This window comes from Bradyrhizobium altum (genome assembly GCF_020889705.1).
GTDB lineage: Bacteria > Pseudomonadota > Alphaproteobacteria > Rhizobiales > Xanthobacteraceae > Bradyrhizobium > Bradyrhizobium altum.
This window is the reverse complement of record NZ_JACMYP010000097.1, coordinates 13,521-29,145: the sequence shown is the minus strand read 5'-3', so window position 1 is coordinate 29,145 and position 15,625 is coordinate 13,521. Positions and strand designations below refer to the sequence as shown.

The 15,625-nt window shown below is 63.2% G+C and carries 15 protein-coding genes and 1 pseudogene; 11 read left to right on the top strand and 5 right to left on the bottom strand.

Annotated elements, in window-relative coordinates:
* The 4 genes from lpxI to H8B02_RS22925 all read left to right on the top strand — a co-directional run.
* Positions 1-188: UDP-2,3-diacylglucosamine diphosphatase LpxI domain-containing protein (gene lpxI / locus H8B02_RS22940; RefSeq protein ID WP_229168385.1), on the top strand; the 188-nt coding region annotated here is incomplete at its 5' end.
* Entirely contained in the window at positions 188-1,366 is a 1,179-nt protein-coding gene (gene lpxB, locus H8B02_RS22935) for a lipid-A-disaccharide synthase (protein WP_229168384.1), read from the top strand. The genes lpxI and lpxB, both read left to right, overlap by 1 nt.
* A 111-nt stretch (positions 1,367-1,477) precedes the next feature.
* Positions 1,478-2,146, top strand: coding sequence for an SRPBCC family protein (locus tag H8B02_RS22930; protein ID WP_229168383.1), 669 nt, complete (start codon positions 1,478-1,480; stop codon positions 2,144-2,146).
* 5 nt (positions 2,147-2,151) lie between these two features.
* Positions 2,152-2,487 (top strand): ArsR/SmtB family transcription factor, encoded by a 336-nt coding sequence (locus H8B02_RS22925; protein WP_229168382.1) that lies wholly within the window; start codon positions 2,152-2,154, stop codon positions 2,485-2,487.
* A gap of 32 nt (positions 2,488-2,519) precedes the next feature.
* Here H8B02_RS22925 and gltA read toward each other — a convergent pair whose 3' ends face one another.
* Both gltA and gltX read right to left on the bottom strand, forming a co-directional pair.
* Complete coding sequence (gltA, locus tag H8B02_RS22920) at positions 2,520-3,821, bottom strand: citrate synthase (RefSeq protein WP_092114598.1); 1,302 nt, start codon at positions 3,819-3,821, stop codon at positions 2,520-2,522.
* 160 nt (positions 3,822-3,981) lie between these two features.
* Positions 3,982-5,403, bottom strand: a complete 1,422-nt coding sequence (gene gltX, locus H8B02_RS22915; protein ID WP_229168381.1) for a glutamate--tRNA ligase — start codon at positions 5,401-5,403, stop codon at positions 3,982-3,984.
* A 169-nt stretch (positions 5,404-5,572) separates the two neighbouring features.
* Between gltX and H8B02_RS22910 the strand changes: the two genes are divergently transcribed.
* The 5 genes and pseudogenes from H8B02_RS22910 (at position 5,573) to H8B02_RS22890 (ending at position 10,270) form a co-directional block, all read left to right on the top strand.
* Entirely contained in the window at positions 5,573-7,252 is a 1,680-nt protein-coding gene (locus H8B02_RS22910) for a glutamine--tRNA ligase/YqeY domain fusion protein (protein ID WP_229168380.1), read from the top strand.
* Positions 7,253-7,287: 35 nt separating this feature from the next.
* On the top strand, positions 7,288-7,674 hold the full coding sequence (locus H8B02_RS22905) for a YybH family protein (protein WP_229168379.1): 387 nt from the start codon (positions 7,288-7,290) through the stop codon (positions 7,672-7,674).
* A 148-nt stretch (positions 7,675-7,822) separates the two neighbouring features.
* Positions 7,823-9,043: pseudogene (locus H8B02_RS22900) on the top strand (ComEC/Rec2 family competence protein); the annotation flags it as partial.
* Positions 9,044-9,357: 314 nt separating this feature from the next.
* Positions 9,358-9,612: a hypothetical protein gene (locus H8B02_RS22895; RefSeq protein ID WP_229168378.1), complete on the top strand. Its 255-nt coding sequence runs from the start codon at positions 9,358-9,360 to the stop codon at positions 9,610-9,612.
* A gap of 175 nt (positions 9,613-9,787) precedes the next feature.
* Positions 9,788-10,270: a hypothetical protein gene (locus H8B02_RS22890; protein WP_229168377.1), complete on the top strand. Its 483-nt coding sequence runs from the start codon at positions 9,788-9,790 to the stop codon at positions 10,268-10,270.
* A 1,333-nt stretch (positions 10,271-11,603) separates the two neighbouring features.
* On the opposite strand, the gene H8B02_RS22885 is transcribed toward H8B02_RS22890, so the two are convergent.
* Positions 11,604-12,191 (bottom strand): recombinase family protein, encoded by a 588-nt coding sequence (locus H8B02_RS22885; protein ID WP_229168376.1) that lies wholly within the window; start codon positions 12,189-12,191, stop codon positions 11,604-11,606.
* A 262-nt stretch (positions 12,192-12,453) separates the two neighbouring features.
* Positions 12,454-12,681 (bottom strand): hypothetical protein, encoded by a 228-nt coding sequence (locus H8B02_RS22880; RefSeq protein ID WP_229168375.1) that lies wholly within the window; start codon positions 12,679-12,681, stop codon positions 12,454-12,456.
* Between the two features lie 369 nt (positions 12,682-13,050).
* Here H8B02_RS22880 and H8B02_RS49040 point away from each other — a divergent pair, with 369 nt between their 5' ends.
* The gene (locus H8B02_RS49040) at positions 13,051-13,581 is read left to right on the top strand and encodes a GIY-YIG nuclease family protein (RefSeq protein WP_376711702.1); all 531 of its coding nucleotides are present in this window, start codon (positions 13,051-13,053) and stop codon (positions 13,579-13,581) included.
* Positions 13,582-13,633: 52 nt separating this feature from the next.
* Here the strand turns inward: H8B02_RS49040 and H8B02_RS22875 are convergent, their stop codons facing one another.
* Positions 13,634-14,230: a KTSC domain-containing protein gene (locus H8B02_RS22875; protein WP_229168374.1), complete on the bottom strand. Its 597-nt coding sequence runs from the start codon at positions 14,228-14,230 to the stop codon at positions 13,634-13,636.
* 179 nt (positions 14,231-14,409) lie between these two features.
* Here H8B02_RS22875 and H8B02_RS22870 point away from each other — a divergent pair, with 179 nt between their 5' ends.
* On the top strand, positions 14,410-15,417 hold the full coding sequence (locus H8B02_RS22870) for a PAS domain S-box protein (protein WP_229168373.1): 1,008 nt from the start codon (positions 14,410-14,412) through the stop codon (positions 15,415-15,417).
* Positions 15,418-15,625 lie beyond the last annotated feature (208 nt).

The following is a 15,625-nucleotide window of genomic DNA, read 5'->3' as shown; positions in this document are numbered from 1 at the left end:
CGCCGAAGAGCAAGCAGGATCTCCGCTTCGATCTGCCGACCATCGGTCCACGCACGGTCGAGGGCGCGGCCGCGGCGGGCATCGCCGGGATCGCCGTGATTGCCGGCAACACGCTTGCCGCCGATCCGCAGGCGCTGATCGAGGCCGCGGACGCCAAAGGGCTGTTTGTCATCGGACTGGCGGGCTGATGCAGGCGCGCAGTCCCAGCAGCGGCCGCAAGATCTTCCTCATCGCGACCGAGGAGTCCGGCGACCGCCTTGGCGCGGCACTGATGAAGGTGCTACGCCAGCGCCTCGGCGATGCCGTGGAGTTTTCCGGCGTCGGCGGCCGGGCGATGACGAGCGAGGGCATCGATCCGCTGTTTCCGATCGAGGAGCTCTCGATCATCGGCTTTGCCGCCGTCGTGAAGCAATTGCCGAAGATCCTGCGATTGATCCGGCGCACGGCCGATGCCGTGCTCGCCGATGCCCCTGACCTGCTCGTCATCATCGACAGCCCCGACTTCACCCACCGCGTCGCCCGCCGTGTCCGCGCGCGCAACCCGAACATTGCGATCGTCGACTACGTGTCGCCATCGGTCTGGGCCTGGCGGCCGGGCCGGGCGCGCGCGATGCGAGGTTATGTCGATCACGTGCTCGCGCTGCTGCCGTTCGAACCGGAGGAATATCGCAAGCTGCAGGGCCCGCCATGCAGCTATGTCGGGCATCCCCTGACCGAGCAGCTCACTTCGCTGCGGCCCAACGAGGAGGAGCAGAAGCGGCGCGATGCGCAGCCGCCGGTCCTGCTGGTTCTGCCCGGAAGCCGGCGCAGCGAGATCAGGCATCATCTGGCGCTGTTCGGCGCGGCGCTCGGCCAGCTCAACAAGCAAACCCCGTTCGAGCTCGTGCTTCCCACCATGCCGCATCTCGAGGCCATGGTGCGCGAAGGCGTGGCGTCATGGCCCGTGGCGCCGCGGCTCGCAGTTGGCGAAATCGAGAAGCGCGCCGCGTTCCGCGTCGCCCGCGCGGCGCTCGCAAAGTCCGGTACGGTGACGCTGGAGCTCGCGCTATCAGGCATCCCGATGGTGACGGCCTATCGCGTCGGTGCCGCCGAGGCGTTCATCCTGCGCCGTGCGATCCGGGTGTCGTCGGTGATCCTCGCCAATCTCGTGATCGGCAGCGACATCATCCCTGAGTTCCTGCAGGAGGACTGCACGCCGGACAAGCTCGCGCAGGCACTCGGAGATGTACTCGCGGACTCGCCCGACCGTCTGCGGCAGCTCGTGGCGTTCGCGACGATGGACGGGAAGATGTCGACCGGTGACCAGCCGCCAAGCGTCCGCGCCGCTGACATCGTGCTGGCGGAGATGGACCGGAGTTCGACCTAGTCATTCGCTCATCCGGTCGTCGGCGGCATACGGCCGCAACGGTTCCGCTTGCTTCGGATATTTAGTCTGCGCTAATATTAGTAGTAGCTAATATTGAAGCGGAGCGTCGTCATGAGGATCGATCCAGTCGCATATGTCGGAGCCGTGGTTCGTGAGGTCGCCGTCCGGGAGCGCGGCGGCAAGCCGGCGCGGGCGGTGATCGCGACCCGCAGCTACGACACCGACATCGCCGATCTCTGGGATGTGTTGACCAATCCCGAGCGCATTCCACGCTGGTTCCTGCCAATCTCAGGCGATCTGAGGCTTGGCCGCCGTTATCAGTTCCAGGGCCACGCCGGCGGCGAAATCACAACCTGTGAGCCGCCGCGCCGGCTTGCCGTGACGTGGGAGTCCATGGGCACAGTCAGCTGGGTCACCGTCACCCTGGCCGAGAATGGGCCTGACGCCACGCGCCTGGAACTGGAACACCTGTCCCTGATCGAGGGGGACTTCTGGGATCGCTACGGACCCGGCGCAGTCGGCGTTGGCTGGGATCTCGCGCTGCTCGGGCTCGCGCTCTATCTGGCCATGCCGCCCGGCGAGGACTTCGACCGCGCCGCCGCGTCGGCGTGGCCAGCTACCGACGACGGCAAGGAATTCATCCGCCGGGCCAGCGAGGACTGGTGCAGGGCCTCGATCGCGGCGGGCACCGACGAGGCTGCGGCGCGGAGGTCGGCCGCAAATACCACGGCAGCCTATTGCGGCGAGCCCGAGCCCGAGCCGAGCGGCGGCGGAGGCTAGCGACCGTGCACGCCTTCGACATCCTCGGCGATCCCGTCCGCCGGCGCATCCTGGAATTGCTGGCGACCGGCGAGCACAGTTCGGGCGACGTCGTCGCCGTCGTGCAGCGCGAATTCGGCATCACCCAATCGGCGGTCTCGCAGCAGCTGCGGGTCCTGCGCGACGCCGGTTTCGCGTCGGTGCGCGCCGACGGCACCCGCCGCATCTATGCCGTGGAGCCGGGGCGGCTGCGCGAGGTCGACGACTGGCTCGACCGGTTCAGGGCGTTCTGGCTGCCGCGTCTCGATGCGCTCGCGACCGAGGTCGCGCGCGGCAAACGAAAACGGCGCCATCAGGAATGATGGCGCCGTCTCGATCTTGTCAGAGATGAAGCTTACTTGCGCTTGTCGATCGTCACATAGTCGCGACGCGCGACGCCGGTGTAGAGCTGGCGCGGACGGCCGATCTTCTGCTGCGGATCCTCGATCATCTCGCTCCACTGGCTGATCCAGCCGACGGTGCGGGCGACCGCGAACAGCACGGTGAACATCGAGGTCGGGAAGCCCATCGCCTTCAGCGTGATGCCCGAATAGAAGTCGACGTTCGGGTAGAGCTTGCGGTCGATGAAGTAGGGATCGCTGAGCGCGATCTTCTCGAGCTCGAGCGCTACCTTCAGCATCGGGTCATCGCCATGGCCGGTCTCGGCCAGCACCGCGTGACACATCTTCTGCATGATCTTGGCGCGCGGATCATAGTTCTTGTAGACGCGGTGACCGAAGCCCATCAGGCGGACTTCGCTGTTCTTGTCCTTCACCTTGGCGATGAACTCGGGGATCTTGTCGACCGTTCCGATCGACGACAACATAGCGAGCGCGGCTTCGTTGGCGCCGCCATGGGCCGGACCCCACAGGCAGGCGATGCCGGCAGCGATGCAGGCGAACGGGTTGGCGCCGGAGGAGCCGGCGATACGCACCGTCGAGGTCGACGCGTTCTGCTCGTGGTCGGCATGCAGGATGAAGATCTTGTCGAGCGCGTCGGCGAGCACCGGGTTGATCTTGTATTCCTCGCACGGCACCGCGAAGCACATCTGCAGGAAGTTCTCGGCGAAGGAAAGCGAGTTCTTCGGATACACGAAGGGCTGGCCGATGGTGTATTTGTAGGCCATCGCCGCCAGCGTCGGCACCTTCGCGATCATCCGCATCGAGGCGATCATGCGCTGCTTCGGATCGTTGATGTCGGTGGAGTCATGGTAGAACGCGGCGAGCGCGCCGACAGCAGCAACCATGATCGCCATCGGATGCGCGTCGCGGCGGAAGCCCTGGAAGAAACGCGCCATCTGCTCGTGCACCATGGTGTGGTGGATCACGCGATGGTCGAAGTCCTTCTTCTGCGCCGGGGTCGGAAGCTCCCCGTAGAGCAGCAAGTAGCAGGTTTCGAGGAAGTCGCCGTTCTCGGCGAGCTGCTCGATCGGGTAGCCGCGGTATTCGAGGATACCGGCGTCGCCGTCGATATAGGTGATCTTCGACTGGCAGCTGCCGGTCGAGGTGAAGCCGGGGTCGTAGGTGAACACCCCGGCCTGGCCGTAGAGCTTGCCGATGTCGATGACATCAGGCCCAACCGTGCCGCTCAGGATCGGGAAATCGTAGTTCTTGTTGCCAATGGTGAGTGTGGCTGTCTTGCTGGATTTTGCGTCCATCGTGAGATCCCCGATGAAATCGTTGCGAAAACCGACCTTGCCCAGTCGCTAATTTGCGGCCCATGGCGGGGCGGAACGGCTTGTGGAGAAAGCGTCCGGCGATGGGTAGCTCATTGCAATGTGCGCTGCAAGATGGACCCTGGAGGGGGTCCATGCAGGATCACGCCGCCTGATCGGCGAGACGGGCAAGGCACTCCTGGCGTCCCAGGACGGCCAGCACGTCGAAGATGCCCGGCGATGTCGTACGTCCCGTCAGCGCCACCCGCAGCGGCTGGGCAACGGCGCCGAGTTTCAGATTGTTCTGCTCGGCGAAATTCCGCATGGCGGTCTCGGTGGTTTCGGCCGTCCAGTCGTTGACGGCTTCCAGCGCGGTGCGCAGCCGGCCGATCAACGCGCGTGTTTCCGGCGTGAGGAGCGCGGCCGCTTTCGGATCGAGCTCTAGCGGGCGATCGGCGAAAATGAAATAGGCGCTCGCGATCAACTCGATCAGCGTCTTGGCGCGCTCCTTCAGGCTCGGCATCGCCCGCAGCAATTGCGCGCGGGTGGTGTCATTGAGCTTGGCCTTCAGCGCGGCGCCCTCAGGAACATAATCCAGCACGCTCTCGAATTGGCTCACGAGGGATTGATCGTCGCTCTGCCGGATATAGTGGCCGTTGAGGTTCTCCAGCTTTGCGAAATCGAACCGCGCCGCCGAGCGGCCGACGCCCGAGAGATCGAACGCGTCGATCATCTCCTGGGTCGAGAAGATCTCCTGGTCGCCATGGCTCCAGCCGAGCCGGACGAGATAGTTGCGCAAGGCGGCCGGCAGATAGCCGAGGGCGCGGTAGGCGTCGACGCCGAGCGCGCCATGGCGCTTCGACAGCTTCGAGCCGTCCGGTCCGTGGATCAGCGGAATGTGGGACATGCTCGGCAGCTCCCACTCCAGCGCGTCGTAGATCTGCTTCTGACGCGCGGCGTTGATCAGGTGGTCGTCGCCACGGATGATATGGGTGACGCCCATATCGTGGTCGTCGACCACGACCGCGAGCATGTAGGTCGGGGTGCCGTCGCCGCGGAGCAGGACGAGGTCGTCGAGGTTCTCGTTCTGCCAGACCACGCGGCCCTGGACCTGATCCTCGATCACGGTCTCGCCGGTCTGCGGCGCCTTGAGGCGGATGGTCGGCTTGACGTCGGAAGGCGCGCTAGCCGGATCGCGGTCGCGCCACATGCCGTCATAGAGGCGGGTGCGGCCCTCGGCGCGCGCCTTCTCGCGCATCGCGGTGAGCTCCTCCGGGGTGGCGTAGCAGTAATAGGCGCGCCCGGCGGCGAGCAGGCCCTCGGCGACCTCGCGATGGCGGGCGGCGCGGCTGAACTGGTAGATGACGTCGCCGTCCCAATCGAGCTCGAGCCATTTCAGGCCGTCCAGGATGGCGTCGATCGCCTCCTTGGTCGAGCGTTCGCGGTCGGTGTCCTCGATCCGGAGCAGCATCTTGCCGCCGAGCTTCCTGGCATAGAGCCAGTTGAACAGCGCGGTGCGGGCACCCCCGATGTGGAGGAAGCCGGTCGGTGAGGGGGCGAAGCGGGTAACGACGGAATTGGTCATGATCGAGTGCGACGTATGCTGGAATGGGCGGTGGTGTATATCAGGAACCGAACATAACTAAAGCCCCGGCTGACCTTTTGCCGGCTTGAAACCAGACTTTGAAACCAGGCTTGGCCGGACGGCGCGAATTTGGCAGAAGGTTGAGCTGACTCCTCCAGGGAACCCTTTGATGACGATTGACACGACGGCAGAGGCAGGGCGCGACTTCATCCGCGACATCGTCCAGGCCGATCTCTCCTCCCACAAGCACAACCGGATCGTGACCCGCTTTCCGCCGGAGCCGAACGGCTACCTGCATATCGGCCACGCCAAGTCGATCGCCCTGAATTTCGGCATCGCGCAGGAGTTCGGCGGCCAGTGCAATTTGCGCTTCGACGACACCAATCCGACCAAGGAGGAGCAGGAGTACATCGACTCGATCCAGGCCGACGTGCATTGGCTCGGCTACGATTGGGGCAAAAGCCTCTTCTTTGCGTCGGACTATTTCGAGCGCCTGTACGATTGGGCCGAGGGCCTGATCAAGGCGGGCTACGCCTATGTCGATGATCAGTCGCAGGAGGAGATCCGGCTGTCCCGCGGCACCTTGACCGAGCCAGGCAAGAACTCGCCGTTCCGCGACCGGTCGGTCGAGGAGAACCTCGATTTGTTCCGCCGCATGAAGGCCGGCGAGTTCACGAACGGCGCCCGCGTGCTGCGCGCCAAAATCGACATGGCCGCCGGCAACATCAACCTGCGCGATCCCGTGCTGTACCGCATCCTGCACGCCCACCATCCGCGCACCGGCGACAAATGGTCGATCTATCCGAGCTACGATTACGCGCACGGCCAGTCGGACGCCATCGAGGGCATCACCCATTCGATCTGTACGCTGGAATTCGAGGATCACCGGCCGCTCTATGAATGGCTGCTCGACAAGCTGCCGGTGCCATCGAAGCCGCGCCAGTACGAAATGGCGCGGCTCAATTTGACCTACACGCTGCTGTCCAAGCGCGTGCTGACTCAGCTCGTCCGTGACGGCCACGTTTCAGGCTGGGACGATCCGCGGATGCCGACCATCGCCGGCCTGAAGCGGCGCGGTGTGCCGCCGGCTGCGGTGCGCGAGTTCATCAAGCGCATCGGCGTGGCCAAGGCCAACAGCGTGGTCGATGTCGGCATGCTCGAATTCTGCATCCGCGAGGAGCTGAACCGCACGTCGCTGCGCCGCATGGCGGTGCTGCGGCCGCTCAAGGTGGTGATCGAGAACTATCCGGAAGGGCAGGTCGAGGAGATCGAGGCGATCAACCATCCCGACAATCCGGACGCCGGCACCCGCAAGATCGCCTTCGGCCGCGAACTCTATATCGAGCGCGACGACTTCATGGAGAATCCGCCGAAGAAGTTCTTCCGCCTCTCGCCCGGCAATGAGGTGCGGCTGCGCTATGCCTACTTCATCAAGTGCACCAGCGTCGTGAAGAACGACGCCGGCGAGATCGTCGAGCTGCGCGCGACCTACGATCCCGCGACCAAGGGCGGCAACGCGGCCGATGGCCGCAAGGTGAAGGCGACGATGCACTGGTTGCCGGCGGCGCAGTCGAAGCCGGCGGAAATCCGCATCTACAATCAGCTGTTCGCCAACCCGAGCCCGAACGCCGCCGATTTCGCCGCCGACCTCAACCCGCAGTCGCTGGAAGTGCTGAGCGATGCGCGGGTCGAGCCTGCGATCGCCGAGGGCAATTCGCCCGACGCGATGCAGTTCGAACGGCAGGGCTATTTCGTGCGCGATGCAGATTCGACGCCGGACAGGCTGGTGTTCAACCGCACCATCGGGCTGCGCGACACCTTCGCCAAGGAAGTCGGCGGCAAGGGTTAGCGCGATCCGGCGCGAACAACGGACAGAGGCGATCGATGCCTGACAAAGCCGACGATATCGCCTCCGCCATCATCGCCAGATGGTCCGCAGGTTTCGGCAAGCTCGATGCGGATACGCTTGCTGCGCTCTACTCGCAGCACGCGTTCTTCTTCGGCTCGAAGCCGACGCTCTATCGCGGTCGCGACGGCGTCAAAGCCTACTTTGACGGCCTGCCGCGTTGGCGCGCGCCGCGCGTTCAGTTCAGCGACGTCAGGACCGAACGGGTGAATGCCGATCTCGTCAACATGGCTGCTATCGCGTCGTTCTTCCTCGACGGCGATGCACCCTCGCTCGCCGTCAAGATCACCTGGGTGATCGCGCGCGAGGACGGCGACTGGAAGATCGCCTGCCATCACGTCTCGTCGCAGACGCCGCTGATCTAGGCGCGCGCCTTTTGGGGCGCCTGGGCGCGCGCTCGTGTCCAATTGTCCTCGCAGGTCACAGCCTTCGGTTGCGTGTTTCGGTTCCGTTCCGCTAGCCGGGTGACTGCGGGATCCGCTAGCCTGCCGCCCGGCAGGGATCGCGAGCGGAATGGCGGAGCAGGGCACGACGCCGGGCGGCAGACGCGGCTACGCTGGGACGTGGCCGCCGCGCGCGGCTGCGCCGGTCGGTGGCTATGTTCCGGAGCGCGTCAGCATCTGGCGGCCTCGCGTCGAGACATTGCGGCAATGGGCGCGTGCGGAGACGGGGGCCGGGCGGCTGTTGCCGTGGGTGCCGGTGGCGTTCGGCACCGGTATCGCGTTCTATTTCGCAGCCGAGCACGAGCCGGTGCTGTCGGTCGCGGCGACCGTCGCAATCGCGCTCTGCCTGCTGGCGCTGCTGCTGCGGCGGCGCAGCGTGTTTCCCGCCATCGTGATGCTCGCTGCGGTCGTGGCGGGCTTTGCGACCGCGACATGGAAGACCGCGCGGATCGCCCATGGCGTGCTGGCGCGGCCGATATTTTCCGTGGCGCTGACTGGCTTCGTCGAGACACGCGACGTCAGAGAGAAGACCGATCGCTTCGTGCTGCGCGTCACGTCGATGGAAAGCCAGCGCGAGGTGCCAAGACTCGAGCGTGTCAGGCTCTCGGTGAAGAAGGGCACCGCGCCCGACGTCGGCAGCTTCGTCGAATTGAAGGCGCGGCTGATGCCGCCGCTCGGGCCGCAGCGTCCCGGCTCTTATGATTTTGGGCGCGACCTCTATTTCCAGGGTATCGGCGCATCCGGCTTCGTGATGGGCGCGGTGAAGACCAGGGAGCCGCCGGCAACTGGTGGCCTCGCGCTGCGCTATGCCGCCTTCATGCAGTGGCTGCGCGATGCCATCGACGCGCGCATCCACACCACGCTCGATGGGGATCAGCGCGCGATCGCAACTGCACTGCTCACCGGCCGGCGCGATGCGATCACGACGCCGGTCAACGACGCGATGTTCATCTCGGGGCTCGGCCATGTGCTGTCGATCTCCGGCTACCACATGGCCGTGGTCGCGGGCGTCGTGTTCTTCACGATCCGGGCGCTGCTTGCGCTGTTTCCGGCGCTGACGGCTGGACACCCGATCAAGAAATGGGCGGCGGCGGCCGCGCTCGTCGCGGCGGCGTTCTACCTCCTGCTGTCGGGAGCGGAGGTCGCGACCCAGCGGTCGTTCTTCATGACGGCCGTGGTGCTGATCGCTGTCATCGTCGACCGCCGCGCGATCACCTTCCGCACGCTGGCGGTGGCGGCGCTGATCGTGCTCGCGATCGCGCCCGAAGCGCTGGTGCATCCGAGCTTCCAGAACTGGAATGCGTAAGCGGCGCAGGCCGCGTTTTGACCTTCAAAGCCGTTGAATTGTTTGAGTTTTGCGGATCGCCCCGAATAGGTCTCTGCGAACAAAAACAGGCCGAAAGGCAGCAAAAATCAGGGCCTGATGGCGCAAAGTCCCGGAAAAAGTCCCGGAATGCGTTCACGTCCCGTTCGTCGCGCTGCGAGCTGCGATGGAAACCTCGCGCTCCGTGGCGGACAGCAGTTTTTCCATAAACGAAGCTCCAAGCATGGCCGCGCAGGTTGCGGGCGTAGCTCGCTATTGCTGAGCATCTTTAGGAGAGAGTGATGGACCCTCGGAAACTTCTTCGCCGTCAGGCAGCCTCTCAATACTTGTTCGACGTCTATGGCCTGTCCCGTTCGCCGAGCACGCTGGCGAAACTAGCCGTCATCGGCATGGGCCCGGCTTTCCGGCGCATCGGCAGGATTCCGTTTTACGCGCCTACCGACCTTGATGAATGGGTCACCGCTGCGCTCTCGGCGCCGATGAGATCAAGTTCTGAGACGCCTTCGGCCACGCACCATGGTGCGGCGCATGTTTGACAGAGGTCCGCAACCAAGGCCGCGGACGTCGCCGGCCGGATGCGCACGGTTGAACGTCAAAAACAAAGGCGCCCCCGGGTGACGAAGCCGGAGGCGCCTTGGAATTCTCACTACTCTCTTTGGGCCAGAACACCTTGAGAGAGCATCGCAACCACATCTCGACAGGGATCGAAATATGAATGTGCTATCTTTGGCAGAAGCGGCTTCAGAACGCAAGGAAAATCTAACCTCCCACAAAGCGACCAGGGCGGAAACGCGTGCGGCAATTGATGCGGCGATAGCGACCGATCCAACGCGCAGCGCTCGGTCGATCGCAGGGGAAATTGGCTGCGACCATAAGACCGTCAGGGCGCGTCGTGGGGAAATTCAAAATTCCCCAGTGGGGAAGTTGCAGCGCGGAAATTCCCCAGCGCTCGAGGCACCAGCCGCTATTCGGAGCGCGCGAGATGACTTCGATTGGTCTGTCGACCCGATGGTGCTCCGGGAGCAATTGGCCACTGCAATCTACTTCAACGACACCGGCGATCTCGTAATTCGACAGAAGCAATGGCCGGGCGAGGACAACTTGATTTTCGTTGCCCCCAACTGCCAGCAAGAATTCATCGACAAGCTCACCGATGCGCTCGGCATACCCAGCTTTGGCGGGCCCACGCGCTGACACGAACCACCGCGTTCGGTCGGCCGTGGCACGTGATTGCGGGTCTGCTCGGAGGCTCCCGCCGCAAATCAAACGAACCACAGCCTATCGTCGCGAGAATAGCGACAGGTCGAGATCGGCCATGATCCTGTCGCCGGCAACGTGAGGCAAAACCTCGCATCCGCAGATGAATGACCGCAGGGCACCGCACCTTAAAGCGGTGAGTGACGCCGGTGCGCTCGACGATCTTTTGGTCGAACCGGAATCAAAACACGCGGGTTCAGGTGTCCCCATTCCTTCCCGCGGCCTTCAGGCGCCCGGCAACCCCGGGAACGGTTGCAAGGCAAGTCGCTCCGTCAGCGGGATGACAACCCGCCCCGGGCAACTTGTGAGACGAGCCGAAAAAATCGTCTCAAGCGCCGGCCCCTTCCAGAAGGGCCTGGCGGGCGGACACGGCGGGGGCAACGCCGTGCCGGACCCCATGAGGGTTCGGAAGGGAAACTAGTACGCGGGGCCGACGAGGTCCTCTCCCTAGTCAGGAGCTTCAGGGAGGGCTGGCCCCATACTGAAGGCGGAAAGGGGGAGAGGTGTGTCTTGAACATAGGAGGTAACAGAATGTCGTTTACTGGGAAAATGCGTGAGGCCACTCAACGGGCCGACGCTCCGCCTCCAGACCCGTGGCGGAAGCCTCTGGAGGCCGCTCTAAGGGGCGTGGAGGGCATGAGCACCATTGCCCTTCTGGAGGTCGTAGGGGTGAGGCGTAACGCAGCGAATAGCCGCCGGTTGGCGATAATCATGCGGGAGTTTGGCTTCATTCCGCTTCAGTCGCGGCGGTTCCTGCCCGGTGGGCGCCGGGACACGGTCTCGAGAGGTTGGGCAAGGCCGGTGAGGGGACCTGGGCCTTTGAACTCGGCGAAGTAGCTGGAAAGGTGCGTCCCCGGCGGTGTCGATCTGTGACGCTTCTCACACACAAATCATTCGACAGGCTTTGGTTCAGCGTAGCCGATGGTGCGTTTAGCACCGCGCCCCGTGTGACTACGGTACCACCCTTAGATGCTGGGGAATAAGCCCAAGCTGGGTGTATCAATCTGGGAGAAACAGTCCGCAGGCACAGGATTGTCAGATGAACGAACGCGAACTCGACGTTGCGTGTGCGATGTACGACGCCGTAGTGGTGGCAGCCTTCGGCTTGCTCGCCTTCGGCACTTTTTTTCTTATGTCAACGTGACGCGCGTCCGCCCTTGTCTGTCCAGGCAGGGGAGCGCGATTAAACGGCCAGGGCGTGCCGACAAGAGGCAGGCCCCCTCCAATCAGTTCGTGATGCGCCTCAGGCGAGGTATTCGATCGTCCTATTTCAGGCGTCTGCGTCGGCGGCCTCGAAAGGGGCGCGGTAGCCCGGCGCCAAGCGCGAGATCATGCTGACATCGACGGCGTAGGACTTCGCAATCGACGCCAGGCTCTCCCCGGCAGCCCGGCGCTTTACCGCTTCCTCGCGCTGGTAATCGGAGAGCTTTCGCTTGCGGCCAAATTTGACCTTGTTGGCCATGGCACGTTTGCGGCCCTCACCAGTGCGCTCGGCGATCAGTGAGCGCTCGAACTGCGCGATAGCGGCTAGCATGGTCGCGAGAAGCTGGCCTTGCGCTGATGAGGTATCGAACAGCGGATCTCCGAGGCTGCGGAAGACCGCGCCGGCCTTGCCGATACGTTCGATCAGGTCGAGCAGTTCGCGGGTCGATCGGCCGAGCCGGTCCAGCTTGGTGACCAGGACCACGTCACCTGCCTTTATAGCGGCCATGAGCTTCGCCAGTTGGGGGCGATCGGCGCGGGCGCCGCTGACCTTCTCGCGATAGATGGTGTCGGCACCGGCGGCCTTGAGGGCTTCCAACTGACCGGTGAGGTGCTGGTCCTGGGTCGAGACGCGAGCGTAGCCGAGGGTCGCCATTTTCGTCTCCAGTTTCACAAGTAAGTTTCGCAAATTGTAACCCGCTGATTTTGCTTGTCCAGCTATTTCTTGCGAAACTTAGGAGTTTTGCAAATAAGACCGTGGCGCTTGATGCCCGTGGTGGCCCGAGCGGCTTTGCACCCATGGGCCCAATGACACCAGCCTTTCCGAGACTAGCTTGGCCCGTAAGTTGCAGGCTCATCCGAGCCAGGATTTTGCCGCTACCCTCCTGGGGCTGGACCGACGCCGCCCGCAGTTGATTTCAAGCGGGCGGCGTTGCTGTGTAGGCCATGAGTTCGCTGACCGGCCTTGCCGGTGCTGGGGACGCAGGAAGGGGTGATAGAAGCGCGTCCTCGGCGGTGTCGGACATCACCAGCTCCTCCGCCGCGCGCCACGCGGCGGCTTTGGTTAGTCCGACTGCAACGACGTCGTCGTTGAGGGTGACGGCATAGGTCCCGTCGCGAGTGCGAATGATGTCGATGGTGGTCATGGGGTGCGTAAACGCGCGCGCTGGCGGCGGGTTCCTACGACCGCCGCGAGGCCGGTTTGATTGCCCGCCGATCTCGATCGATCTGACACCTGGGACAACGCGCGGTGCTGAACGCGCTCGAACGCTCAGCGGGCATCGCTACTACGCCGGTGAACGCTGATGGTCGCGCCATCCAAATAAAAATTCCCGCAACCTTTCGATATTCAAGCGACAGCCCACCCACCGCGCTGGGCTTCACGCGTTGGCGCTCGATGGCCGCCCCCCCCCGGTAGCCATGGCCAGGCCGGGGGCCTCGCGCGGGCTTTAACGTGGTTAAGAAATATACAAGGGGTAAAAACCAAAAAGACCCCGTGTCGAAACATAACGCGGATGGTCATTATGAAATGGCATGAAAGTCTTTCGATGCCGCACGTCGTCTACAGGTTGTTCAACCGAGATGGCGAATTGATCTACATCGGAATGACGCGCTCGTTCGGATCAAGATTCGAGCAACACATCACGCGTAAATGGTGGACCGAAGTTGCGAGGATCGAAATCGAGCATCACCCTGACGCGATTTCAGCGCGAAGGGCAGAAGGCGCGGCCATCTTGATCGAGAACCCTAAGTACAACATCGTGGCTGGCGATGATGTGGCGCTAGGTGTTGTCGAGCCACCTCCACCGCGCGGGGATGGAGTGCATTGCCCTCGTTGCACGGCAGTGAAGGAAGAGCGGAAACGAGCCTATTGCGACGATTGCCTACGTGAATATCAACTCGCGCGTCGACGTAGGCTAGGGGTCAAGCCAAAACCACCAGCGAGCACCACTTGCCCCAGGTGCGGAGGACCGAAGGATGCCGGACCAAATTACTGCAAGCCATGCAAGAAGGCCTACAGTGACGAATACAGGCGTACTCACTAAGCAAGCCGCAGGGCCCCAGCGTCCGGCAGAGCGCCGGGACTGAGGAAACGTCCTATTCGGCCGATTCCTTCAAGTACTTCTCTTCCGTTGCCCCGCAAGCGGCGTCCACGTCCACGTCGGTCGCGAATTCCGCGGCGACAGCAGCGTCAATGATCGCCTTTGAGGTATTGGTCTTGTAGCCGGGCAACTCCGCTTCGACCGCATCGCAAGCCGCTTTGATTGCCGCCGCCGCTCGTGCGTAGATCGCTTTTACTTTGGCGGCGTCTACGGTGGTGCGCTGTCTAGATACCGTCGCAGCACCGTTCGATAATGGTGGCACCCTATGCGTTCGGCAGTCGTAGGGGCCATCCGAACCGGTCCCCTTGATGTTCTGATTGTAGAACTGTCCCATCGAAGGCGCGGCAAGGAATGCGTCGAGTACGGCCGGCGGCAGCTCGCAGTAGTGATAGTAGGTGCCGCGAAGATTGATGAGCATGTAGCTCTGCGCCTTGTCGTAGCAGACGCGCTGAATAAAGCTGCTACGGGTAATGTCGGTGCAGGCGAACGGTTTGAGGTCGACCGCGCCGCGATATTTGACATCGACGGTTTCAGCGCTCGCAGGCGCGGCAAACAATGCGCCGCAAAGCGCGACAAACGCCAGACTGCGCACGAGCTCGCCCTCCAGGCCAAGCCGTATCCAAGCGCAACAGCAGGGCGTGCGCAAGCGGATTTCAGATGCTGTGGCAGCGGTGGGGCAGGGGCTGTTCTCAATGAGACATCACAGCCTTTATGTTTGGTGCTATGATTGGCGTTAACTGCAGTGCAGCACCTACATTTCGGGACTTCCCATTGACATCCAAAGACCAGCCGGGACTTCAACGCAGGCCTCTCATCAACGAGCCGGTTCAGGAACGTGCCGAGCGCTTGGCCAATCTGCTGGCCTCCATAGTCGAGTCCAGCGACGACGTGATCGTTAGCAAGAATCTGGACGGCATCATTACGAGCTGGAACAAGGGGGCCGAGCGCATCTTTGGCTACTCGGCCTCCGAGGCGATCGGTCGGCCCATTACGCTTGTGATCCCGGAGGATCGACTAAGCGAAGAACGCGAGATTTTAACGCGCATCCGACGTGGTGAACGGATCGACCACTTTGAGACTGTTCGGCGACGTAAGGATGGCAGCTCAATCGTCGTTTCGCTCACAGTCTCTCCCGTTAGAGATGCGCACGGCAACATCGTTGGCGCATCGAAGATTGCCAGGGATATTACCGAGCAGAAGCGGGCTCAGGAGCAGATCGGCATTCTCGCTCGCGAGGCGGAGCACCGAAGCAAGAACATCCTCTCGAACGTGCAGGCAATCATCAATCTTTCCCAGTCCGACACTTCCGAAGGCCTCAAGGAAGTGATCAGCGGACGCATCCAAGCGATGGCAAATGTTCACTCGCTGTTTGTTGAGACGCGGTGGATAGGCGCTGAAGTCTCGGCGATTGCCAAGCAGGAACTCGCCCCTTATCTCGATGAATACGGCACGCGGGTTCGGATGGACGGTCTTCAAACCATGTTAGAACCTACCGCTGCGCAGGCGATGGCTGTGGTCCTGCATGAATTGGCCACCAATGCTGTCAAGTATGGAGCGCTATCCAACAAAAGAGGCCGGATAGAATTGGCCTGGTCGCGCACCGAGGATGGACAGCTGATGCTCCGCTGGACCGAATTGGGCGGACCCAGGGTAGATGCGCCCCAACGCAAGGGATTTGGTAGTCGGCTCATCGAAGGGACGATCAGCCCACTTGGCGGGAAGGTGCTCTTTGACTGGCGCGCGGAAGGGCTGCTTTGCGAAATCGCCGTTCCGACGTGAGATGCCAACCGAACTGGCTTCGCTGCTCTTCCACTCTGGCAACTTCTGCTCATGACCCATCTGCGAGACTGCGCCGCGTCTTGGCCCCGAGCTGGGCAACGCAGCAGCCGCCAAGATGTCGCCCGTCTGCGTGAGACCGGACGTTGCAGGGGCGGTTGCGGTGACCGCCGCTTGTGACCCAAGCCGACGCAGCGCGCAACGGCCGACC